The following is a 17575-nucleotide window of genomic DNA, read 5'->3' as shown; positions in this document are numbered from 1 at the left end:
AGCGCAAGGCGAAAGCAGACGAAAAAGCGGAGTTTACGAGTTGTAAATGAGCATTTTGAGTCTGCTTTCAACGCGGCGATGACAACGCAGGTAGTTTTTAGAGGTGCCCCTTACTGGCTCAGCGCCTTGACCAGCGCATCGACATTGCCTTCCAGCTCGGCCACCGGGTCGTCGCTGTCGGTTGCCAGCACCAGCAGCGGCACGCCGGCGGCCTGCACTGCATCAGCCACCGCCTTGGGCGGGTTGCGGTGGGTCAGCACCAGGGTCACGTCATCGGCTTTCAGGGCGCCGGTCAGGGCTTTCAGGGCCTCGGCGTCCCACTCGCGGTCATCGCGGCTGTCGCTGCTGACCAGATCCAGGTTGAGGCCGCTGATCAGGTAGTCCAGACGATCGCTGAGGCTGTACACCGACAGGTTGTCGGCCTTGGCCAACTCGCGCTCGCTGTGGGCGTTGAGCTTGAGCAGACGCTGCTTGAGTGCCGCCAGGTTCTGCTCGACCTTGCCCTTGGCGTCCGGCGCCAGGCGTACCAGGTCGGCAGCCATCACGTCGGCCATGCGCCCCATGTTGTTGATCGCCAGCCACGGGTAACTGGCCAGGTCGTTGTCACCGGCGCTTTCGGCCTGGGTGGCGATGCCTGGCAGGGCGCCGTCCACCGGGCGGGCGGCGTCGATCTCGACGATACGGATGTTGCTGCGCCGGGCCATGGGGTAGAGCGGGTCTTCGGACCACAGTGAGCGCAGGGCGATGGCCGCGTCGGCATCGACGGCGACCTTCTGCAGCGCAGCGGCGCCACGCCCGGCGAAGTACGATACCTGGCGGCTGGCCGGCAGATTGGCCGGCGCGGCGCGCTCGATGTGCACCTGGGTGCCGTCGAGCAGATCACTGGCCAGGCCAAAGGTGATTGGCTGCGAAACCAGCACGGTCACGTCCTTGGCGAGGGCGAGGCCCGGCAGGCTGAGGAGCAGGGCAAGGCCCAGTTGATGGAGTCGATGGGTCATCCCAGGTTCCCTTTCAAGCTTGGTACGATGCCGCGCGCTATGGCGGCGAGGGCGAAGGCGATACCGGCGATCATGATGATCGCTGCGCCGGAGGGGATCGGCAGATCCAGCACGATGGGCAACAGGATGCCGAGCAGCGTGCTGACGGTGGCGATCAGCACCGAGAGCCAGAAGAAGCCTTTCAGCGACTGGCTGAGCAGGCGTGCGGCGGCGGCTGGAATCACCAGCAGGGCGCCGACCAGAATGGCGCCGATGACCTTGACCGCGGCCACGGTGATCAGCGTCACCAGGATCACGAACAGGTAATCCAGAGTCTTCACGGCAACGCCGCGCACTGCGGCCAGCTGCGGGTTGAAGCTGGCCAGCATGATGCGGTTGTACAGCGGCAGCGCCAGGCCCATGACCAGGCCCCCGACCACCAGCAGCACCAGCAGGTCGGTGCCGTTGACGGTGAGCACCGAGCCGAACAGCACGTTTTCCAGAATGTGCACGTTGATGCGCCCGGCCAGCACCAGCAGCAGGCTGGCACCCATGGCCAGGGACACCGACAGGAACACGCCGATCAGCGTATCCGGCGCCAGGCCCGTGCGGTTGCGCAGGTAGTTGAGCAGGATGCCGAACAACAGCGCGTAGCCGAACAACGCGCCGTAGGGGCCGGTGTAGGGCTCGCCGAGCAGGATGCCGATGGCCACGCCGGTCAGCGCGGCGTGACCTACCGCCTCGGAGAAGAAGGCGAAGCGCTTGACCACCACCAGGGTGCCCAGGCCACCCAGTACCGGGCCGATCAGCAGGCCGGCGAGCAGGGCGTTGACCACGAAACCATAGGCCAGCGCGGCGGGCAGGTAGCCGGCCGAGGCCCAGCCCTGGATCAACAGACGCAGCTGTTCATAGTCGATCATGGCTGGGCGGCCTCCACGGTGCGGGCATGGGTGGAGAACAGACTGAGCAGGCGCTCGGGGGTCAGGGCTTCACCTGGCGGCGCATCGAACAGCACGCGGCGGCTCAGGCCGGTGACGCGATCGGCCAGGCGCTTGACCGCCTCCAGGTCGTGCTCGATCCACAGCACGGTCATGCCAGCGCGGCGCCAGTCGCCGAGCAGGCGCTCGAACACCTGGATCCCGGCTTCGTCGAGGGCCGACATCGGCTCGTCGAGCACCAGCAACTGCGGCGCGGGAATCAACCCCTGGGCGAGCAGCACGCGCTGGCGCTCACCGCCGGACAGTGCGCCCATGCGCCGCTTGCGCTTCTCCAGCATGCCGACGCGGGCCAGGGCGTCGTCAATCGCTTTGGCGTAATGCTTCGACAGGCCGAGAAAGGCCGGTCGGCGCTGGCACATGGCAGCCATGAAGTCGTCGACGGTCATCGGCAGGCCGCGGTCGAACTCCAGCGCCTGGGGCACGTAGCCGATGGTGCCGACCTCGCCCTGCCAGGCCAGGCTGAGCGTGCCCTGGTGGGGCATCTGGCCGAGCAGGGTCTTGATCAGCGAACTCTTGCCGCCACCGTTGGGGCCGACCAGGGCATGCACGCTGCCCGGGCGCACCTGGAAGCTGACGTTGTCGAGGATCTGCGTGCGCCCCAGCACCAGGCTGACCTGCTGGAAGTCGAGCGTCGGGCCGATGGCCGCCACGCTCAGGTTCTCGGCTGCGGTCATTGGCCGGCGTCCTGGATGGCGCGCACCACGGTGTTCATGTTGTTGGCCATTTCCTTCTCGTACTTCTCGGCGCTGTATTCGCCGTAGGAAATGTGCGACAGCGGGTAGAGTTTCACACCGGACTCGCGCTGGATGGTGTCGACGTAGGTGGACGGGAAGTCCAGCTCGGAGAAGATCACCTTGACGTCCAGCTCGCGCAACTGGTCGATGGTCTTCTTCAACTGGCTCGGGCTCGGCTCGATGCCGTGGGCCGGCTCCACCACCGCGGTGACTTCCAGGCCGAACTCGCGCAGCAGGTAATCGTAGGCCGCATGCACGGTGGCCACGCGCAGGTCGGCGTTTGGCGCTTCGGTGAGCTGGGCGAGGGCATCGGCGCGCAGCTTGCGCAGGCGCTTGCCATAGGCGCGGGCATTCTGGGTGTAGGTCTTGGCGTTGTCCGGGTCGAGCTTGCCGAGTTCGCGGGCGATATTGTTGACCTGGGCGATGGAGGCGCTGATCGACAGGAAGGTATGCGGGTTGACCACCTTGCCGGCGCCACGGGCGGCGATGCCGGTGGCGGCCAGCAGCGGCACGTTGGCATTGGCCTCGATCACTTCGATATCCGGCTTCTCGCTGGCGGCGATCATGCGGTCGGCGAAGTCGTCATGGCCCACGCCGTTGAGCACCACCACGTCCAGCGAGCCGATACGCTTGATGTCCTCGGCCCGCGGCTCGTAGGCGTGGGGGTTGAAGCCGGCCGGAATCAGCGGCACCACCTCGGCCTTGTCGCCGACGATGTTGCTCACGTAGCTGTAGTAGGGGTGCAGGGTGATGCCGATGCGCAGCTTGGCATCGGCCGCGCTGGCAGCGCCGAGCAGCAGCAGGGCGGTCGCGCCGATGCTCAGGCGTAACAGCAGGTGGCGTGCGCGGAAAAGGCGGGAAATGGGCATGGGCGGGCGGTCTTCTGTCGGATGAGTCGGAGGTGTCAGTGGCGATGTTGCCGGGTCACACCCGCGTCGTACTGGGAGGCGATCTGCTGCCAGCCGGCAGCGATCAGGGCCGGCGCGTCGAGGCTGGCGGGCGCGCTGGCGGTGTTGCGGTTGAGCCACACGTCGGCCTGCTTACCCTCGGCGTCGAGGCGCATGAGCAGCGAACCAGCGACGTCCAGCGCCTGGCTGGCACCGAAGTAGGCGGCCTCGTCACCGGGCAGCAATTTCCACCCGTGGCTGCCGCGGCTGGTGGCGCTGGCATCGTTCACGAACGGCGGGAAGCCTTCGTCGGCCAGCTCGGCGGGGCTCAGCAGGGTCTGCTCTTCGTCGCGGCGAATGCGGATTTCGTCGGCGGCCACGCGCAGGTCGGCATAGATGCCCTGTTCGGCGGCAGTCAGGTCGCGGCGGGCATCGATCTGGTGGCTGGCGATGGCGGTTTCGCTGTCCGTTTCGCCATGCCAGGCGACCACCGAGCCCGCCACCAGCACGATGACCAGACACAGGACGAGCACGTAGAGGGTTTCATGGCCGGCGCCGGCCGGCCTTACGACCTGAACCGTCATGGAGCCTCGATTTCCGTGTGGTCGATTTCGACGATATGGCCAGGGCCGGCGTCGAACAGCACGTAGAACTCGCCTTCGGGTTTCTTGAAGGTCAGGGTCGAGTCGTCGGCCAGTTTGCCGGGCACCAGGATGCTCTCGTCATAGCCGATCACATCCAGGGTCACGCCGGCAGCACCGCTGCCATCGGAGAAACCGCCGGTGCAGCGGATGTTCTCGGCATCGACTTCCTCGCACTGGCACATCGGGTTGTGGGCCATCGCCAGGCCGCTGACCGACAGCAGGGCGATACTTGCGACGCTGCGCAGTACGTTGGGCTTGATCATGGTTTGCCTCCTTGTTGTTTCTGCAGCCACGCGACGGTGGATGGGGATGCCTGTTCGAGCGGTACGGCGGCCTGGTGCACGGAGCCGTCCCAGCCCTCCATGGTGATCCACAGCTCGGCGTCGGGCTTGGTGCGTGGCGGTAACGGCACGGTGGCGCCCATGCGGTAGGCGCTGCCGAAGAAGATGCCGCCGGCGGCGCGCAGGCTGCGGGGCTTGCCGATGCGCAGGTAGGTGGCCTTGACCTGGCTGCTGCATTCCTTGCACAGCGCACCGGTGAAGGTCTTCATGTAGCCGGCCGGGCCGTCGAGCTCCGGTGGCGCGGCGCGAAATTCGGCCAGGGTGATCGACCAGGGCCCGACCGGTACTTCGCCGACCGTGCGCTCGCCCAGGCCGCTGGTGCCGCGAAACAGTGCCACGTCGTGGAAATAGCGAGGCATGAAGCCCAGTGGAATGAGCACCAGCAGGATGTTGATGTGGAAGCGCCACTTGTGCCAGAAGCGGCTCAGCGGCGAGGCGGGTTGTGCTGCCATGGCCTTGCTCATGCCTGAACCTCCCCGTTGTCGCTTGCGGTTTGCAGCTCACGCACCCGCGCCGGGCGCTTGATCACCTTGGCGGTGGCCTGGGCGGTACGCTTGGTCCAGATCAGCAGGCCGCTGAGCACCATCATGCTGAGCACCAGGCCGAAGAAGAACCAGATCATCTTCACCCACAGGCCGCCGAAATCGCCGGTGTGCAGCGGGCGCATGGATTCGGTGACGAACTCCAGCTTGGAGCGATCCTCGAGCAGGCGCTGCTGCGCCACTTCGCCGGTGTAGGGGTTGATCGAGGCGCTCTGCATCATCAGCGGGTACCAGCCGCGCCCGCCCACGGAGATGTGGTCGTAGGCGTTGCTGGGCAGGCGGGTGAAGCTGACGTCCAGGCTCGGCACCTTGCCGATGGCGATGCGCGCGGCTTCGTCCACGTCGAGCATCGGGATCGGCTCGCCGGGCCGCACGATGGGCACGTCCTCGCGGGCGACCACGGCGGGCACGCCTTCGGTGGAGATGGAAATCTGATTGTCGAACAGGATCGCCTGGATCAGGAACCAGATGCCGGTGATCGACACCACGGCGATGAACCAGATCGACCAGATGCCGCTCAGGCGGTGGAAGTCGCCCCAGAAGATCCGTGCACCCTGGTTGAAGCGCAGGCGCGGTTTGAAGAAGCCCTTCCAGAATTTCTTGTAGACCACGAGGCCGGTGATCAACGACAGCAGCATCGGGATGCCCATCATCGACACCAGGTACCAGCCCCAGCTGAAACCGTTGGTGAAGGGCACCAACCACCAGCCGTGCAGAGCGCGGGTGAACTGGCGGAAGTCGAACTCCGGGCTGACGCCCTGGATGGCGCCGGTGTAGGGGTTGACGTAGATGGTCGGATTGCTGCCGTCCGGGTAGCTGACCCGCGCGGTGAGGGCGAAGTGCGATTCGTCCGGGCGGGTGATGGACTGCACCACCAGATCCGGCTCGGCCTTCTTGATCTCGGCCAGCACCTGGCCAAAGGTCAGCAGCTCGGCATCGTCGGAGGGCTTGCTGGCGCGTACGTCGGGGTTGGCCAACCAGACGATTTCCTGGCTGACCACCGCCAGGGTGCCGGTGACGCAGACGATCAGCACGAAGAACCAGATCGGCAGGGCGAGCCAGCTGTGCACCAGGAACCAGATTTTTGAACGCGACTTCTTGGACATGAATATCAGTCTTGTCTGAGCGCCTCGGGCGTTGCACGGGGCGCGATTTAGGTACGAGCGAAACCTCGCCGGCTTATCAGCCAGCGAGATGAGCAAACCGATGAGGCGCTCGCCGCGGCGGGCACGCTTGGATCAGTTATCTACTAGGACGGATGAGAAGCCTAAAACCCGCAGCCGCAAATGAAAATAGTTATTTTATAGATTCAGATACGCTGTTGCTCCGCCGCAGGGTGCGGCGCATTTCTCCGGGCGGGTGCTTGAGCCAGCGCTTGAAGGCGCGCTGAAACGCCTCTGCGGAGGCGAAGCCGAGCAGGTAGGCGATCTCGCCGAAACTCAGCTCGGTGTCACGTACGTAGGCGACCGCCAGATCGCGGCGCGTCTCGTTGACGATGGTGCTGAAGCGGGTGCCTTCTTCGCCCAGCCGACGGCGTAACGTCCAGCTCGGCAGCTGCAATTGGCGGGCGATATCGGCCATGTCCGGCTCACGCCCATGCAGGCGCGGGCCGAGTAGTTGAATGACCCGATCACGCATGTTTTGCGGGCGAGTCAGCCTCTGCAGCTCCAGCTCGCAAAGTTGTAACAATTCATTCCATGTGCCGGGGCAATACAGGGGATTGCGCAGATTGAGCGCCTGCTGGTCGAGGCGCAGGCCATTGAAGTCGGCTTCGAAGACCGGAGCGCAGCCGAACTCCAGGGCATAGCGCTCGGCGTAATCAGGCGCTGCAAATTCTATCTGCAGTGCCTGGGCGGTCAGCGATGTGCCGGCTAGGGCGCCCAGCTGTCGCAGCCAGGTAGCCAGTACCGAATCGACCACAAAGCGGTTGTAGGCGTTGTAAGGACCGATGGAGTGGAAGCGCAGCCAGGCGCCGCTGCTGTCTTCAGCCAGGCTGGAGCGGCCGCGGTAGTTCGAGGCGTAGAGCGCCTCGAAACGGATCAAGGTGCGGGCAGCCTCGCGCAAGGTGGGTGCCTGGGTGGCCGCGATACCGGCCAGGCCCAGGCGATGCAGGTAGGCGAAGCGGCCCATCACCAGGCCCAGAGCCGGCTCACCGGTCAGCACGGTGGCGGCGTGGCCCAGGTGCATGTAGCGCGGAATTGACAGTCGCGCCCGTGGTTCGGCCAGGCGCGCGGCATCGAATCCGTAATGCTCGAGCAGTGGCTGGGCGGCGTGGCCCAAGTGCTCGACGGCATCGGCCAGGCTGTGCAAATAGCCAATGGAGAGATCGCCCAGGCGGACTGCGACAGGTTTCATCGGCGCGTGCCATGTGAATAGGTTCGCCAGCGTAGCTTGGCGATTGGTAACGCGCCAGCTGTGCTGTCACTCGTGATCATTGATTTGTCATTTAAGATCATTGAGTGGGTGTGTCTGCTTCACTATCGTCTATGCCATACGACCGCTGCCCGCGCAGGCTGCGGCAATTCCGTGACCGACGCCGATGGACTGACACCATGACTGCCTACCCGCACCTGCTCGCACCCCTGGATCTGGGCTTCGTGACCTTGAAGAACCGCACCCTGATGGGTTCCATGCACACTGGCTTGGAAGAGAAACCGGGTGGTTTCGAGCGTATGGCGGCGTATTTCGCCGAGCGCGCCCGCGGCGGCGTCGGCCTGATGGTCACCGGCGGCATCGCGCCGAACGAGGAGGGCGGCGTATACGCTGGCGCGGCCAAGCTGAGCACGCCTGAGGAAGCCGACAAGCATCGCATCGTCACCGAGGCGGTGCATAAGGAGGGCGGGCTGATCTGCATGCAGATCCTGCACGCCGGGCGCTATGCGTATAGCCCCAAACAGGTGGCGCCGAGCGCCATCCAGGCGCCGATCAACCCGTTCAAGCCTCAGGAGTTGGACGAGGCGGGCATCGAGAAACAGATCGCCGACTTCGTCAATTGCTCGTCGCTGGCCCAGCAGGCCGGCTATGACGGCGTCGAGATCATGGGTTCCGAAGGCTACTTCATCAATCAGTTCCTGGTCGCCCACACCAACCAGCGCACCGATCGCTGGGGCGGCAGTTACGCCAACCGCATGCGCCTGCCGGTGGAGATCGTGCGCCGGGTGCGCGAAGCGGTCGGCCGCGACTTCATCATCATCTATCGCCTGTCGATGCTCGACCTTGTCGAGGGCGGCAGCACCTGGGACGAGATCGTGACCCTGGCCAAGGCCATCGAGACGGCCGGCGCCACCCTCATCAACACCGGCATCGGCTGGCACGAGGCGCGCATCCCGACCATCGCCACCAAGGTGCCGCGCGCCGCGTTCACCAAGGTCACCGCCAAGCTCAAGGGTGAAGTGAACATCCCGCTGTGCACCACCAACCGCATCAACACCCCGGAAGTGGCCGAGCAGGTGCTGGCCGAAGGCGATGCCGACATGGTGTCCATGGCGCGGCCGTTCCTGGCCGACCCCGAGTTCGTCAACAAGGCCGCCGCAGGCCGCGCCGACGAGATCAATACCTGCATCGGCTGCAACCAGGCATGCCTGGACCATACCTTCGGCGGCAAGCTGACCACCTGCCTGGTCAACCCGCGCGCCTGCCATGAAACCGAAATCAACTACATTCCCACCACGGCGGTGAAAAAGATCGCCGTGGTCGGCGCCGGGCCTGCCGGGCTTGCCGCTGCCACCGTGGCCGCCGAGCGTGGCCATAGCGTGACCTTGTTCGATGCTGCGGTCGAAATTGGCGGGCAGTTCAACGTCGCCAAGCGCATTCCGGGCAAGGAAGAGTTCTTCGAGACCCTGCGCTACTTCAAGCGCAAGCTGGAAACCACCGGCGTCGATGTGCGCCTCAATACCCGGGTGAGTGCAAGCGAGCTGATCGCCGGCGGCTTTGACGAGATTCTCCTGGCCACCGGCATCGTGCCGCGCACACCGGCGATTCCGGGTGTCGAGCATGCCAAGGTGATCAGTTACCTGGACGCCATCCTGGGGCGCAAGCCGGTTGGCCCGCGCGTTGCGGTGATCGGTGCCGGTGGCATCGGCTTCGACGTTAGCGAATTCATCACCCACGCAGGGCCTGCGACCAGCCTGGATCGCGAAGCGTTCTGGAAGGAGTGGGGCATCGACCTCGCCCTTGAAGCCCGCGGCGGCGTCGCCGGCGTGCAGCCGCAGGTCGAGCCGGCGGCACGCCAGGTGTTCCTGTTGCAACGCAAGAAAAGCAAGGTCGGCGACGGCCTGGGCAAGACCACCGGCTGGATCCACCGCGCGGGCCTGAAGAACAAGCAGGTACAGATGATCAACGCCGTCGAGTACCTGCAGATCGACGACCAGGGCCTGCATATCCGCGTCGGCGAAGGTGAGCCCCAGGTGTTGCCGGTAGATACGGTGATTCTCTGCGCCGGCCAGGAGCCGCTGCGTGAACTGCAGGACGCGCTGGTCGCGGCTGGCCAGTCCGTGCACTTGATCGGCGGCGCCGACGTGGCTGCCGAGCTGGATGCCAAACGCGCGATCAACCAAGGGTCGCGGTTGGCGGCGGAGCTCTAGGAACCTGTTTGCGGTCTTGGTGGGCGACATTAAAGAGGCTGCTGCAAGGCCGAAACGGTCGGTGAGCATGTAGGAGGGGCTTTAGCCCCGAGCTATATTGGTGTGCGCAAAGAGCTCGCGGCTAAAGCCGCTCCTACGAAAGTATTCCGCACATCGGTCGTCCCCACCACTTTGCAGTCAAAGCGCTGCAGCCGAGCCGAACGATCGTGAACAGGCTCTAATTTGCACTTTCGGCCGATCTCCACCGAACCGGTCACACTTCGGTCGTACCGTTCGTCCTGTGGCCGAGTGACTGCCAACCGGGTCACACAGCCTGTCACAGGTTCTCGCCTAGACTTGCCTGGCTGCCGCTCTATTGCGGCGGCCCGAAACCGTCATTAGCTGTGGAGAACATCGATGAGCAAGCCGCAACTGATCGAGGCCGTGATGTTCTTCGCCCCGGACGGCAGCATCGGCAAGCAGATGTTCTACACCGAGTTCGAGACCCTGCTCGATGGCCTGGTGAAGATGCCGACCCTGGCCGACGAGCAGGTGCGCGCGGTCTACGTGGTGATCAGCGGTCGCCTGCAGATTCGCTCGGCAGTGTTCTTCTATCTGGATTTTGACGAACACGGCGCACCTGACGCCGGCTGGAACATTCCTCTGCAGCAAATGGCCGAGCGTGCCGGGCGTGGCCCTGACTTGGGTGGCGGGCCAATCCGTCTGGCCTGCCGCAGCCAGTGCCCGGTGTCCTGGCACCAGATGCACCTCTGGGACCCGAGCCTGGTGCCCGGCAATAACGACCTGGCCACCCTGCGCGACACGGTACGCGCCAACAGCCTCGGCATTGTGCTGCAGGAAGAGGAGGCCGCGGCCGTGACGCCGGAACGCTTGCAGGTGGCGTCCGAGGATCAGTGGTACGCCGTCGATCCCGCCCGCGACATGGCCGAAAAACTGGCCGAGCGGCTCTCCCACGATTACCGCCAGAAGGCCGCGCAGCTGGTTCGCCAGCAGCGCGAGCGGCTATCGGCCCTGGCCACCGAACACCAGGCCGAGCTGGCCCGCGTGACCGCCCGCAGCGAAGCGCAATTGACCGAGCTGCAGGGGCAGATGCAGGCACTGCGCCAGGCGTTGCGCCAGCAGGAAGGGCTCAATCAGAACCTCAAGGCTCAGTTGGCCGAGCAGCTGGAAGTGCTGCAGAGCGAACGCGAGGAGATGGCGGTGCGGGTGCGCGCCGCCGAGCGTCACGCGCGCACCGAGCGGGAGATTCTGCGTGAGCAGTTCGACGAGGAACTGCGCGCCCGCATTCTGGCCACCCAGGCCGTTGCCGAGGAACAAGCACGCCGCCGTGAGAACGAAGCCGCCCATCGCGGCGCCAGTCAGGTGCTTGAGCGCCTGGCCGCCCAGGGCGTGGTGTTCGTGGTCTTCCACCCAGGCGCCGGGCACCTGACCGTGCCGCTGCAGGATGTCGACCGCTACCTGGCCAGCCCGCTGGCCTATGCCGCGAGCAAATGTTTCGTGCCGGAGAGCCAGTATCGCCAGTGGCTGGAGCACTACCAGCGCCCGCGCTGCGAAGGTTTGCAAAGCAATGGTGAGCGTTGCGGCGCGGCCCTCGAACGGGTCGAGACGCCCGGGCGTTTTGTCGCCGGTGACTCCAACTGCTGCATGCTGCACAAAAGCGCGCTGCTGCGCACCGTGGGCTAAACTTGCGGCCTTTTCCGGGCCGCCTGTTCATGACCACGATTCCACTCTCTGCTATCAGCACCTGGCATCCCCAGGCGCCGCTGCAGCGCTTGCATTTCGACTGGCTGGCAGGCGTCGAGCTGGCGGTGCTTCGTCTGGATCTGATCGATCCGCTGATCAGCGGCAACAAGTGGTTCAAGCTCGCGCCCCATCTGCGCCTTGCCGCTGAGCAGGGCGCCGGCGGCATTCTCAGTCTCGGCGGTGCCCACTCCAATCATCTGCATGCACTGGCGGCCGCTGGGCAGCGCTTTTCGTTCCCCACGGTCGGCCTGCTGCGCGGCCACCCCCAGGACACTCCGACCGTTCAGGATTTGCAGCGCTTCGGCATGCAGCTGCACTGGCTGGGCTATGGCGGCTACCGCGAGCGGCATCGGGCCGATTTCTGGGAACCCTGGCAGGCGCGCTATCCAGGCTTTATGCCGGTGCCCGAGGGCGGTGGAGGGTTACCCGGTGCGCTGGGCTGTGCGGATTTGCCCAGCATGGTGGCTGCGCAATTGCCGGCGCTGGGTTGGGACGACTATCACGGCTGGTGGCTGGCTGCGGGGACCGGCACCACCCTGGCCGGGCTGGTGATTGGCGAAGGCGGGGAGCGCACCGTGCACGGCGCCCTGGCCGTGCCGCTGGACCATGGCGTGCCCGAACAGGTGCGTGCGCTACTGACCGAGGCGGGGCGCGACGACATCGGATACCAGTTGCTGGACGCTTGCCGCGGCGGCTTCGCGCGTCAGGATGCCGAGTTGCTGGCCTTTATGGCGCAGTGCGAGGTGCAGAGCGGCTTTCCGCTGGAGCCGCTATATACCGCCAAGGCGCTCCTGGCCTTGCTTGACGCCCTTGGGCGAGGCGACATCAGGGCAGGCACGCGCTTGATCTTCGTGCACACCGGCGGCCTGCAGGGCCGTCGCGCCGCTCTCATGGCAGATTCAGCGCGCTGAAGGCGGAGCGCCACCGGGTTCGGTGCCGCTGGTGGGCCAGTCATCGGCGACCAGAAAGATGCGCTGGCGCTCGGCAAGTTCGCCATTGCGATCAGGCTGCAGATCGACCAGCAACTGGGCGCCGGCGTCCGCAGGCAGCGCTTGCAGCCAGCTCTGCAACTGAGCCTCGGACCAGCTCTGCGTCGCCTGCAGTTTAGCCGATGCCAGCCAGGCACTGCGCGGCAGCGGTTGCCAGCGGGCATCTGCGTACTCGGCCTGCAGCGCCGACCATTGCCGACGGTGCAGCCAGCGCCCGCGCAGGTGCGCGGGCTCGGCGCCGGGCGGCGGCGGATGATCCAGACCGTGGGGATAGAACAGATAGCCGCCCAGCCACATCGAGGCCTGGATCGGCGCGTCGGTTAGCGCATGCAAGGTTTGCCGCGCTTCGGGCGAAGCCGACAGGGGGAGCTGGTGAGTGGCCAGATGATCGAGCTTGAGATCCAGACGATCACGACCGCCCGGGCCGATCCAGCGTTCGAGCGCGCCCGGCGGCTGGCCCAGGTACAGCTTGATCGCCAGCTCGACGTGATGCACGCCGCTGGCATCGCGCAGCAGCAGATCCAGCTCGCCCAGGGTATGGCCGCCCTGACGAATCGGCAGATTGGCCGCCAGCACTTCGATACCGGGCGCCGCCTGCAGGGCGAACTGCCACAGGCGCTCGTAGTAGAGCCCCAGGCGTCGCACCGAGCTGCGCGACAGCCATTCGTGCAGTGCTTGCGGGTACTCATCCTGACGCTGCAGCCAGTCGGCCAGCAGGCCCGGCTCGGCTGCCCAGCTACTGGCGATGAGCGGGTGGCGCTGCGGCCAGGGCGTATGGGCGAGCAGGGGCGGCGAAAGCAGCGTCCAGGCCAGGTCGCGCACGGCAGGTTCGCTGAGGTGGCGGGGCAGGTCGGCAAGCGCGGTGAAAGGGTTCATCGCTGCAGCATAGGCGTTTGGCAAGCTCTTGAAAAACTACCTACGTTGCCATTGCTGCGTTAAAAGCAGCCTCAACAAGCTGCTCGCAGCTAACGTACTTCAGTGCGGCCCGAAGCGAGTAATGCTCATGTACAACTCGTACACTCCGCTTTTTCGGCTGTTTTGTGGGGCCGCCCAGGCCTTGCACTGGCTGCCTCGCCTACGTTTTTCAACGGCCTGCCAGGGCCGTCGGCGTCAGGGTTTGCTGGCGCAGGGTGCCTTCGCCCATAATCCATGCCATTAGAGCCAGAGCGTCGCGGGAGCCCCATGGAGCAGTTTCGTAATATTGGCATCATCGGCCGCCTGGGCAGCACCCAGGTGCTCGATACCATCCGCCGCCTGAAGAAGTTCCTGCTCGACCGCCAGCTGCACGTGATTCTCGACGACACCATCGCCGAGGTGCTGCCGGGCCACGGCCTGCAGACCTCGGCGCGCAAGCACCTGGGCGAGTTCTGCGATCTGGTGATCGTGGTTGGTGGTGACGGCAGCATGCTCGGTGCCGGTCGCGCCCTGGCCCGTCACAAGGTGCCGGTGCTGGGCATCAACCGCGGCAACCTGGGCTTTCTCACCGACATCCGCCCGGACGAGCTGGAATCCAAGGTCGCCGAGGTGCTGGAAGGCAACTACCTGACCGAACACCGCTTTTTGCTGGAAGCCGAAGTGCGCCGCCATTCCGAGGCCATCGGCCAGGGCGATGCGCTCAACGATGTGGTGCTGCACCCGGGCAAGTCGAACCGGATGATCGAGTTCGAGCTGTATATCGACGGCCAGTTCGTCTGCAGCCAGAAAGCCGACGGCCTGATCGTCGCCACGCCAACCGGCTCCACGGCCTACGCGTTGTCCGCCGGCGGGCCGATCATGCACCCCAAGCTCGATGCCATTGTGGTGGTGCCGATGTACCCGCACACGTTGTCCAGCCGGCCCATAGTGGTCGATGGCAACAGCGAGCTGAAGATCGTCGTCTCCAAGGACCTGCAGCTCTACCCGCAGGTGTCGTGCGACGGCCAGAACCATTTCACCTGCGCGCCGGGCGACACCATCACGGTGCGCAAGAAATCCCAGAAGCTGTGCCTGATCCATCCACTGGATCACAATTACTACGAGGTCTGCCGTACCAAGCTGGGTTGGGGTAGCCGACTCGGCGGAGGCGACTGATGCAGCTCGATCCGTCCCGCGGTTATGACCTGATCGGTGATGTGCACGGTTGCGCCAATACCCTGATGCGCCTGCTGGAACGCATGGGCTATCGCCTTCAGGACGGCGTGTGGCGGCACCCGCAGCGCATGGCGATCTTCCTCGGCGACCTGATCGATCGGGGCCCGCGCATCCGCGAGGCCGTGCACCTGGTACACGACATGGTGCGCGCCGGTGAGGCGCTGTGCATCATGGGCAATCATGAGTTCAACGCCCTGGGCTGGATGACCCCGGCGCCACCGGGCAGCGGGCGCGTCTTCGTGCGTGAGCACACGGCGCGGCACGAACGGCTGATCGGCGAAACCTTGCGGCAGTTCGAGGCCTACCCGGATGAATGGCGCGACATGCTGGCGTGGTTCTACGAGATGCCGCTGTTTCTCGATGCCGGCCATTTCCGCGTGGTGCACGCCTGCTGGGACGAGGCCATGATCGCCTCGCTGCGCGGGCAATTTCCCAGCGGCTGCATCGACGAACACTTCCTGCAGGCGTCGGCCATTCCCGGCAGCTTCGCCTGCACGGTGCTCGACCGCCTGCTGCGCGGCACCGACATGCGCCTGCCGGGCGGGCTGACCATGACCAGCAGCGACGGGTTTACCCGCTCGTTCTTCCGCACCAAGTTCTGGGCCGGCAACCCGCTGACATACGGCGACGTGCAGTTCCAGCCCGACCCGTTGCCCGAGCAGGTGGCCTGCCTGCCGCTCAGCGAAGAGGACAAGGCGCAGCTGCTGACCTACGGCCCCGAGCAGCCGCCGCTGTTCGTCGGCCACTACTGGCGCAGCGGCACGCCGGCGCCGATCTGCCCGAACATCGCCTGCCTGGATTACAGCGCGGTGATGTACGGCAAGCTGGTGGCCTACCGGCTGGATCAGGAAAAACGTCTGGACCCGGCCAAATTCGTCTGGGTCGAAGTCGAGCGGCCGGAGCTGTCGCAATGAGCCCGGTGATCGCCTTGCGCGCGCCACTGGAGCAGGATCTGGCGGCCTTCATCACCTTGCTGGCCCGGCTTGGCGTACCGCACCGCGTGGCCGAGCAGGGCAATGAGCAAGTGCTCTGGGTGCCGAGCGAAGAAATCGCCGCCCAGGTGCGCGAGCTGTATGCACGGGCGCCCCAGGGCGACCCGAACCTGCAGCCCGTGGCAGCACCGGTCGCCAGCTCGCGGCCCGGCATCGCCGCCCAGGCCAGGCGCAGCCCGCTGACCCTGGTCGTGCTGGCGCTGACCCTGCTGGTCGCGGTGTTGACCTGGGGAGGTGAAGATTACGATGTGGTGCGCTGGCTGAGTTTCGTCGACTTCCATATCGACGGGCAGTACATCTATTTCGCGAACTTCGCCCAGGCCATGGACAGCGGCCAGTGGTGGCGCCTGCTGACGCCCATGCTGCTGCACTTCGGCATTCTCCACCTGGCGATGAACAGCCTGTGGTACTGGGAACTGGGGCGGCGCATCGAGGCGCGGCAGGGCGCGCTGATGCTGTTGCTGCTGACGCTGTGGTTCGGCCTGGCCGCCAACGTGGCGCAGTACGTCTACGGCGGGCCGGCGCTGTTCGGCGGTTTGTCCGGCGTGCTCTACGGGCTGCTCGGGCACTGCTGGCTTTTCCAGTGGCTGGCACCGAATGCGGCGTACCGGCTGCCGCGTGGCGTGCTGGTGAGCATGTTGATCTGGCTATTGGTCTGCATGACCGGCGTTTTCGAGCTGTTGCAGTTCGGCGCCATCGCCAACGCCGCCCACGTCGGCGGGCTGGTCGCCGGCTGCCTCACCGGCGCCATCGGCGGGCTGCTGGCTCGCCAGTTCGCGCGGCGCTGAGCATCGCCGGCGCCTCGGCTTGGCGGGTCAGATAGGGTAGAATCAGCGCTTTTCCAGCCCCGGAGTCAGCCATGTCCTCCTTCGTCGAACTGATCCGCAACATCACCCCGGACGTGTATGAAAGCCTCAAGCTGGCCGTGGAGATCGGCAAGTGGCCGGACGGCCGCAAGCTCACCCAGGAGCAGAAGGAGCTGAGCCTGCAGGCGATGATCGCCTGGGAAATCGAGAACCTGCCCGAGGATCAACGCACCGGCTACATGGGCACTTCCGAATGCGCGTCGAAATCCGCGCCCATTCCCAACATTCTCTTCAAATCCTCGGAAACCCTGCACTGATGTTAGAAGTAGCCCGCGGCGCCCTGAGCAAGATGGCAACCCAGCTCGATGCGCCGGTGCAATACGCGTTTCGCCTGGGTGACGAGCAGGTCGCCGTCAACCCGATGATCGGCAAGACCGTGCGCCTGGAGTTTCTCGGCGCCATTCATTGCAGCCATTGTGGCCGCAAGACCAAGTCCAGCTACAGCCAGGGCTATTGCTATCCCTGCATGCAGAAGCTGGCCCAGTGCGACCTGTGCATCATGAGCCCCGAGCGCTGCCACTACGACGCCGGCACGTGCCGCGAGCCGAGTTGGGGCGAGCAGTTCTGCATGACCGACCACGTGGTCTACCTGGCCAACTCGTCGGGCATCAAGGTCGGCATCACCCGCGCCACGCAGATTCCCACCCGCTGGATCGACCAGGGCGCCACCCAGGCGCTGCCGATCATGCGGGTCGCCACGCGCCAGCAGTCGGGCTTCGTCGAAGACCTGCTGCGCAGCCAGGTGGTGGACAAGACCAATTGGCGCGCGCTGCTCAAGGGCGACGCGGCGCCGGTCGAACTGCTGCACGTGCGCGAGCAGATCTTCGATGCCTGCGCCGGTGGCATCACCGAGCTGCAACAGCGCTTCGGCCTGCAGGCCGTGCAGCCGCTCAATGAGCAGAGCGTGGTGGAAATCCGCTACCCGATAGAGGCCTATCCGGCGAAGATCACCAGCTTCAACCTGGACAAGAACCCCATCGCTGAAGGCACGTTGCTCGGCATCAAGGGCCAGTACCTGATGTTCGACACGGGCGTCATCAACATTCGCAAGTACACCGCGTACCAGATCGCCGCCAGCTGCGCCGCCTGACCGGCAGGCGCGGCCCACACCATTCACCTGTTTGCCGCGCCCGCTGGCGTGGCATCGAA

At 65.6% G+C, this 17575-nt stretch carries 18 protein-coding genes; 8 read left to right on the top strand and 10 right to left on the bottom strand.

Annotation, left to right across the window (positions count from 1 at the left end; genetic code table 11):
* Nucleotides 1–110: 110 nt before the first annotated feature.
* The 9 genes from PVA39_RS13175 to PVA39_RS13135 form a co-directional block, all read right to left on the bottom strand.
* Complete coding sequence (locus tag PVA39_RS13175) at nucleotides 111–998, bottom strand: metal ABC transporter solute-binding protein, Zn/Mn family (protein WP_274124434.1); 888 nt, start codon at nucleotides 996–998, stop codon at nucleotides 111–113.
* Complete coding sequence (locus PVA39_RS13170; RefSeq protein ID WP_274124433.1) at nucleotides 995–1897, bottom strand: metal ABC transporter permease; 903 nt, start codon at nucleotides 1895–1897, stop codon at nucleotides 995–997. The genes PVA39_RS13175 and PVA39_RS13170 overlap by 4 nt, the downstream gene beginning before the upstream one ends.
* Entirely contained in the window at nucleotides 1894–2649 is a 756-nt protein-coding gene (locus PVA39_RS13165) for a metal ABC transporter ATP-binding protein (RefSeq protein WP_075930762.1), read from the bottom strand. The genes PVA39_RS13170 and PVA39_RS13165 overlap by 4 nt, the downstream gene beginning before the upstream one ends.
* Nucleotides 2646–3578, bottom strand: a complete 933-nt coding sequence (locus PVA39_RS13160) for a metal ABC transporter substrate-binding protein (protein ID WP_274124432.1) — start codon at nucleotides 3576–3578, stop codon at nucleotides 2646–2648. The genes PVA39_RS13165 and PVA39_RS13160 overlap by 4 nt, the downstream gene beginning before the upstream one ends.
* Before the next feature lie 35 nt (nucleotides 3579–3613).
* Nucleotides 3614–4180 carry a DUF6162 family protein gene (locus PVA39_RS13155; protein WP_274124431.1) on the bottom strand — a complete coding sequence of 189 codons (567 nt, stop codon included), beginning with the start codon at nucleotides 4178–4180 and terminating at the stop codon, nucleotides 3614–3616.
* The gene (locus tag PVA39_RS13150; protein WP_274124430.1) at nucleotides 4177–4503 is read right to left on the bottom strand and encodes a hypothetical protein; all 327 of its coding nucleotides are present in this window, start codon (nucleotides 4501–4503) and stop codon (nucleotides 4177–4179) included. The genes PVA39_RS13155 and PVA39_RS13150 overlap by 4 nt, the downstream gene beginning before the upstream one ends.
* On the bottom strand, nucleotides 4500–5045 hold the full coding sequence (locus tag PVA39_RS13145; RefSeq protein WP_274124429.1) for a thiamine pyrophosphate-binding protein: 546 nt from the start codon (nucleotides 5043–5045) through the stop codon (nucleotides 4500–4502). Before PVA39_RS13145 ends, PVA39_RS13150 begins: the two co-directional genes overlap by 4 nt.
* Nucleotides 5042–6229 (bottom strand): PepSY-associated TM helix domain-containing protein, encoded by a 1188-nt coding sequence (locus PVA39_RS13140; RefSeq protein ID WP_274124428.1) that lies wholly within the window; start codon nucleotides 6227–6229, stop codon nucleotides 5042–5044. Before PVA39_RS13140 ends, PVA39_RS13145 begins: the two co-directional genes overlap by 4 nt.
* A 190-nt stretch (nucleotides 6230–6419) precedes the next feature.
* Nucleotides 6420–7478, bottom strand: a complete 1059-nt coding sequence (locus PVA39_RS13135; protein WP_274124427.1) for an AraC family transcriptional regulator — start codon at nucleotides 7476–7478, stop codon at nucleotides 6420–6422.
* 197 nt (nucleotides 7479–7675) lie between these two features.
* Between PVA39_RS13135 and PVA39_RS13130 the strand changes: the two genes are divergently transcribed.
* The 3 genes from PVA39_RS13130 to PVA39_RS13120 all read left to right on the top strand — a co-directional run bounded on the left by PVA39_RS13130 (nucleotide 7676) and on the right by PVA39_RS13120 (nucleotide 12360).
* Nucleotides 7676–9706, top strand: a complete 2031-nt coding sequence (locus tag PVA39_RS13130; protein ID WP_274124426.1) for an NADPH-dependent 2,4-dienoyl-CoA reductase — start codon at nucleotides 7676–7678, stop codon at nucleotides 9704–9706.
* Between the two features lie 396 nt (nucleotides 9707–10102).
* Nucleotides 10103–11389: a chromosome partitioning protein ParA gene (locus PVA39_RS13125; RefSeq protein WP_274124425.1), complete on the top strand. Its 1287-nt coding sequence runs from the start codon at nucleotides 10103–10105 to the stop codon at nucleotides 11387–11389.
* Nucleotides 11390–11418: 29 nt separating this feature from the next.
* Nucleotides 11419–12360, top strand: coding sequence for a 1-aminocyclopropane-1-carboxylate deaminase/D-cysteine desulfhydrase (locus tag PVA39_RS13120; protein ID WP_274124424.1), 942 nt, complete (start codon nucleotides 11419–11421; stop codon nucleotides 12358–12360).
* Here the strand turns inward: PVA39_RS13120 and PVA39_RS13115 are convergent.
* Nucleotides 12349–13314 (bottom strand): DUF1853 family protein, encoded by a 966-nt coding sequence (locus PVA39_RS13115; RefSeq protein WP_274124423.1) that lies wholly within the window; start codon nucleotides 13312–13314, stop codon nucleotides 12349–12351. The genes PVA39_RS13120 and PVA39_RS13115 overlap by 12 nt on opposite strands.
* Nucleotides 13315–13620: 306 nt before the next feature.
* Here PVA39_RS13115 and PVA39_RS13110 point away from each other — a divergent pair, with 306 nt between their 5' ends.
* The 5 genes from PVA39_RS13110 (at nucleotide 13621) to PVA39_RS13090 (ending at nucleotide 17516) form a co-directional block, all read left to right on the top strand.
* Complete coding sequence (locus tag PVA39_RS13110) at nucleotides 13621–14508, top strand: NAD(+) kinase (protein ID WP_013790927.1); 888 nt, start codon at nucleotides 13621–13623, stop codon at nucleotides 14506–14508.
* Nucleotides 14508–15482, top strand: a complete 975-nt coding sequence (locus PVA39_RS13105; RefSeq protein WP_274124422.1) for a metallophosphoesterase — start codon at nucleotides 14508–14510, stop codon at nucleotides 15480–15482. The genes PVA39_RS13110 and PVA39_RS13105 overlap by 1 nt, the downstream gene beginning before the upstream one ends.
* Nucleotides 15479–16348: a rhomboid family intramembrane serine protease gene (locus PVA39_RS13100; protein WP_274124421.1), complete on the top strand. Its 870-nt coding sequence runs from the start codon at nucleotides 15479–15481 to the stop codon at nucleotides 16346–16348. Before PVA39_RS13105 ends, PVA39_RS13100 begins: the two co-directional genes overlap by 4 nt.
* A 71-nt stretch (nucleotides 16349–16419) precedes the next feature.
* Nucleotides 16420–16683, top strand: a complete 264-nt coding sequence (locus PVA39_RS13095) for a YeaC family protein (RefSeq protein ID WP_013790930.1) — start codon at nucleotides 16420–16422, stop codon at nucleotides 16681–16683.
* Nucleotides 16683–17516 carry a DUF2797 domain-containing protein gene (locus tag PVA39_RS13090; protein ID WP_274124420.1) on the top strand — a complete coding sequence of 278 codons (834 nt, stop codon included), beginning with the start codon at nucleotides 16683–16685 and terminating at the stop codon, nucleotides 17514–17516. Before PVA39_RS13095 ends, PVA39_RS13090 begins: the two co-directional genes overlap by 1 nt.
* The last annotated feature ends 59 nt before the right edge of the window (nucleotides 17517–17575 follow it).

It is taken from the genome of Pseudomonas sp. CNPSo 3701, assembly GCF_028674975.1.
Classification (GTDB): Bacteria; Pseudomonadota; Gammaproteobacteria; order Pseudomonadales; family Pseudomonadaceae; genus Aquipseudomonas; species Aquipseudomonas straminea.
Note: the sequence above shows the minus strand (reverse complement) of the source record. Positions and strands in the feature narration are given on the sequence as shown.

Coding starts and splice junctions, on each gene's coding strand:
- PVA39_RS13175 (WP_274124434.1), bottom strand. CDS start 998: ATGACCCATCGACTCCATCAACTGGGCCTTGCCCTGCTCCTCAGCCTG.
- PVA39_RS13170 (WP_274124433.1), bottom strand. CDS start 1,897: ATGATCGACTATGAACAGCTGCGTCTGTTGATCCAGGGCTGGGCCTCG.
- PVA39_RS13165 (WP_075930762.1), bottom strand. CDS start 2,649: ATGACCGCAGCCGAGAACCTGAGCGTGGCGGCCATCGGCCCGACGCTC.
- PVA39_RS13160 (WP_274124432.1), bottom strand. CDS start 3,578: ATGCCCATTTCCCGCCTTTTCCGCGCACGCCACCTGCTGTTACGCCTG.
- PVA39_RS13155 (WP_274124431.1), bottom strand. CDS start 4,180: ATGACGGTTCAGGTCGTAAGGCCGGCCGGCGCCGGCCATGAAACCCTC.
- PVA39_RS13150 (WP_274124430.1), bottom strand. CDS start 4,503: ATGATCAAGCCCAACGTACTGCGCAGCGTCGCAAGTATCGCCCTGCTG.
- PVA39_RS13145 (WP_274124429.1), bottom strand. CDS start 5,045: ATGAGCAAGGCCATGGCAGCACAACCCGCCTCGCCGCTGAGCCGCTTC.
- PVA39_RS13140 (WP_274124428.1), bottom strand. CDS start 6,229: ATGTCCAAGAAGTCGCGTTCAAAAATCTGGTTCCTGGTGCACAGCTGG.
- PVA39_RS13135 (WP_274124427.1), bottom strand. CDS start 7,478: ATGAAACCTGTCGCAGTCCGCCTGGGCGATCTCTCCATTGGCTATTTG.
- PVA39_RS13130 (WP_274124426.1), top strand. CDS start 7,676: ATGACTGCCTACCCGCACCTGCTCGCACCCCTGGATCTGGGCTTCGTG.
- PVA39_RS13125 (WP_274124425.1), top strand. CDS start 10,103: ATGAGCAAGCCGCAACTGATCGAGGCCGTGATGTTCTTCGCCCCGGAC.
- PVA39_RS13120 (WP_274124424.1), top strand. CDS start 11,419: ATGACCACGATTCCACTCTCTGCTATCAGCACCTGGCATCCCCAGGCG.
- PVA39_RS13115 (WP_274124423.1), bottom strand. CDS start 13,314: ATGAACCCTTTCACCGCGCTTGCCGACCTGCCCCGCCACCTCAGCGAA.
- PVA39_RS13110 (WP_013790927.1), top strand. CDS start 13,621: ATGGAGCAGTTTCGTAATATTGGCATCATCGGCCGCCTGGGCAGCACC.
- PVA39_RS13105 (WP_274124422.1), top strand. CDS start 14,508: ATGCAGCTCGATCCGTCCCGCGGTTATGACCTGATCGGTGATGTGCAC.
- PVA39_RS13100 (WP_274124421.1), top strand. CDS start 15,479: ATGAGCCCGGTGATCGCCTTGCGCGCGCCACTGGAGCAGGATCTGGCG.
- PVA39_RS13095 (WP_013790930.1), top strand. CDS start 16,420: ATGTCCTCCTTCGTCGAACTGATCCGCAACATCACCCCGGACGTGTAT.
- PVA39_RS13090 (WP_274124420.1), top strand. CDS start 16,683: ATGTTAGAAGTAGCCCGCGGCGCCCTGAGCAAGATGGCAACCCAGCTC.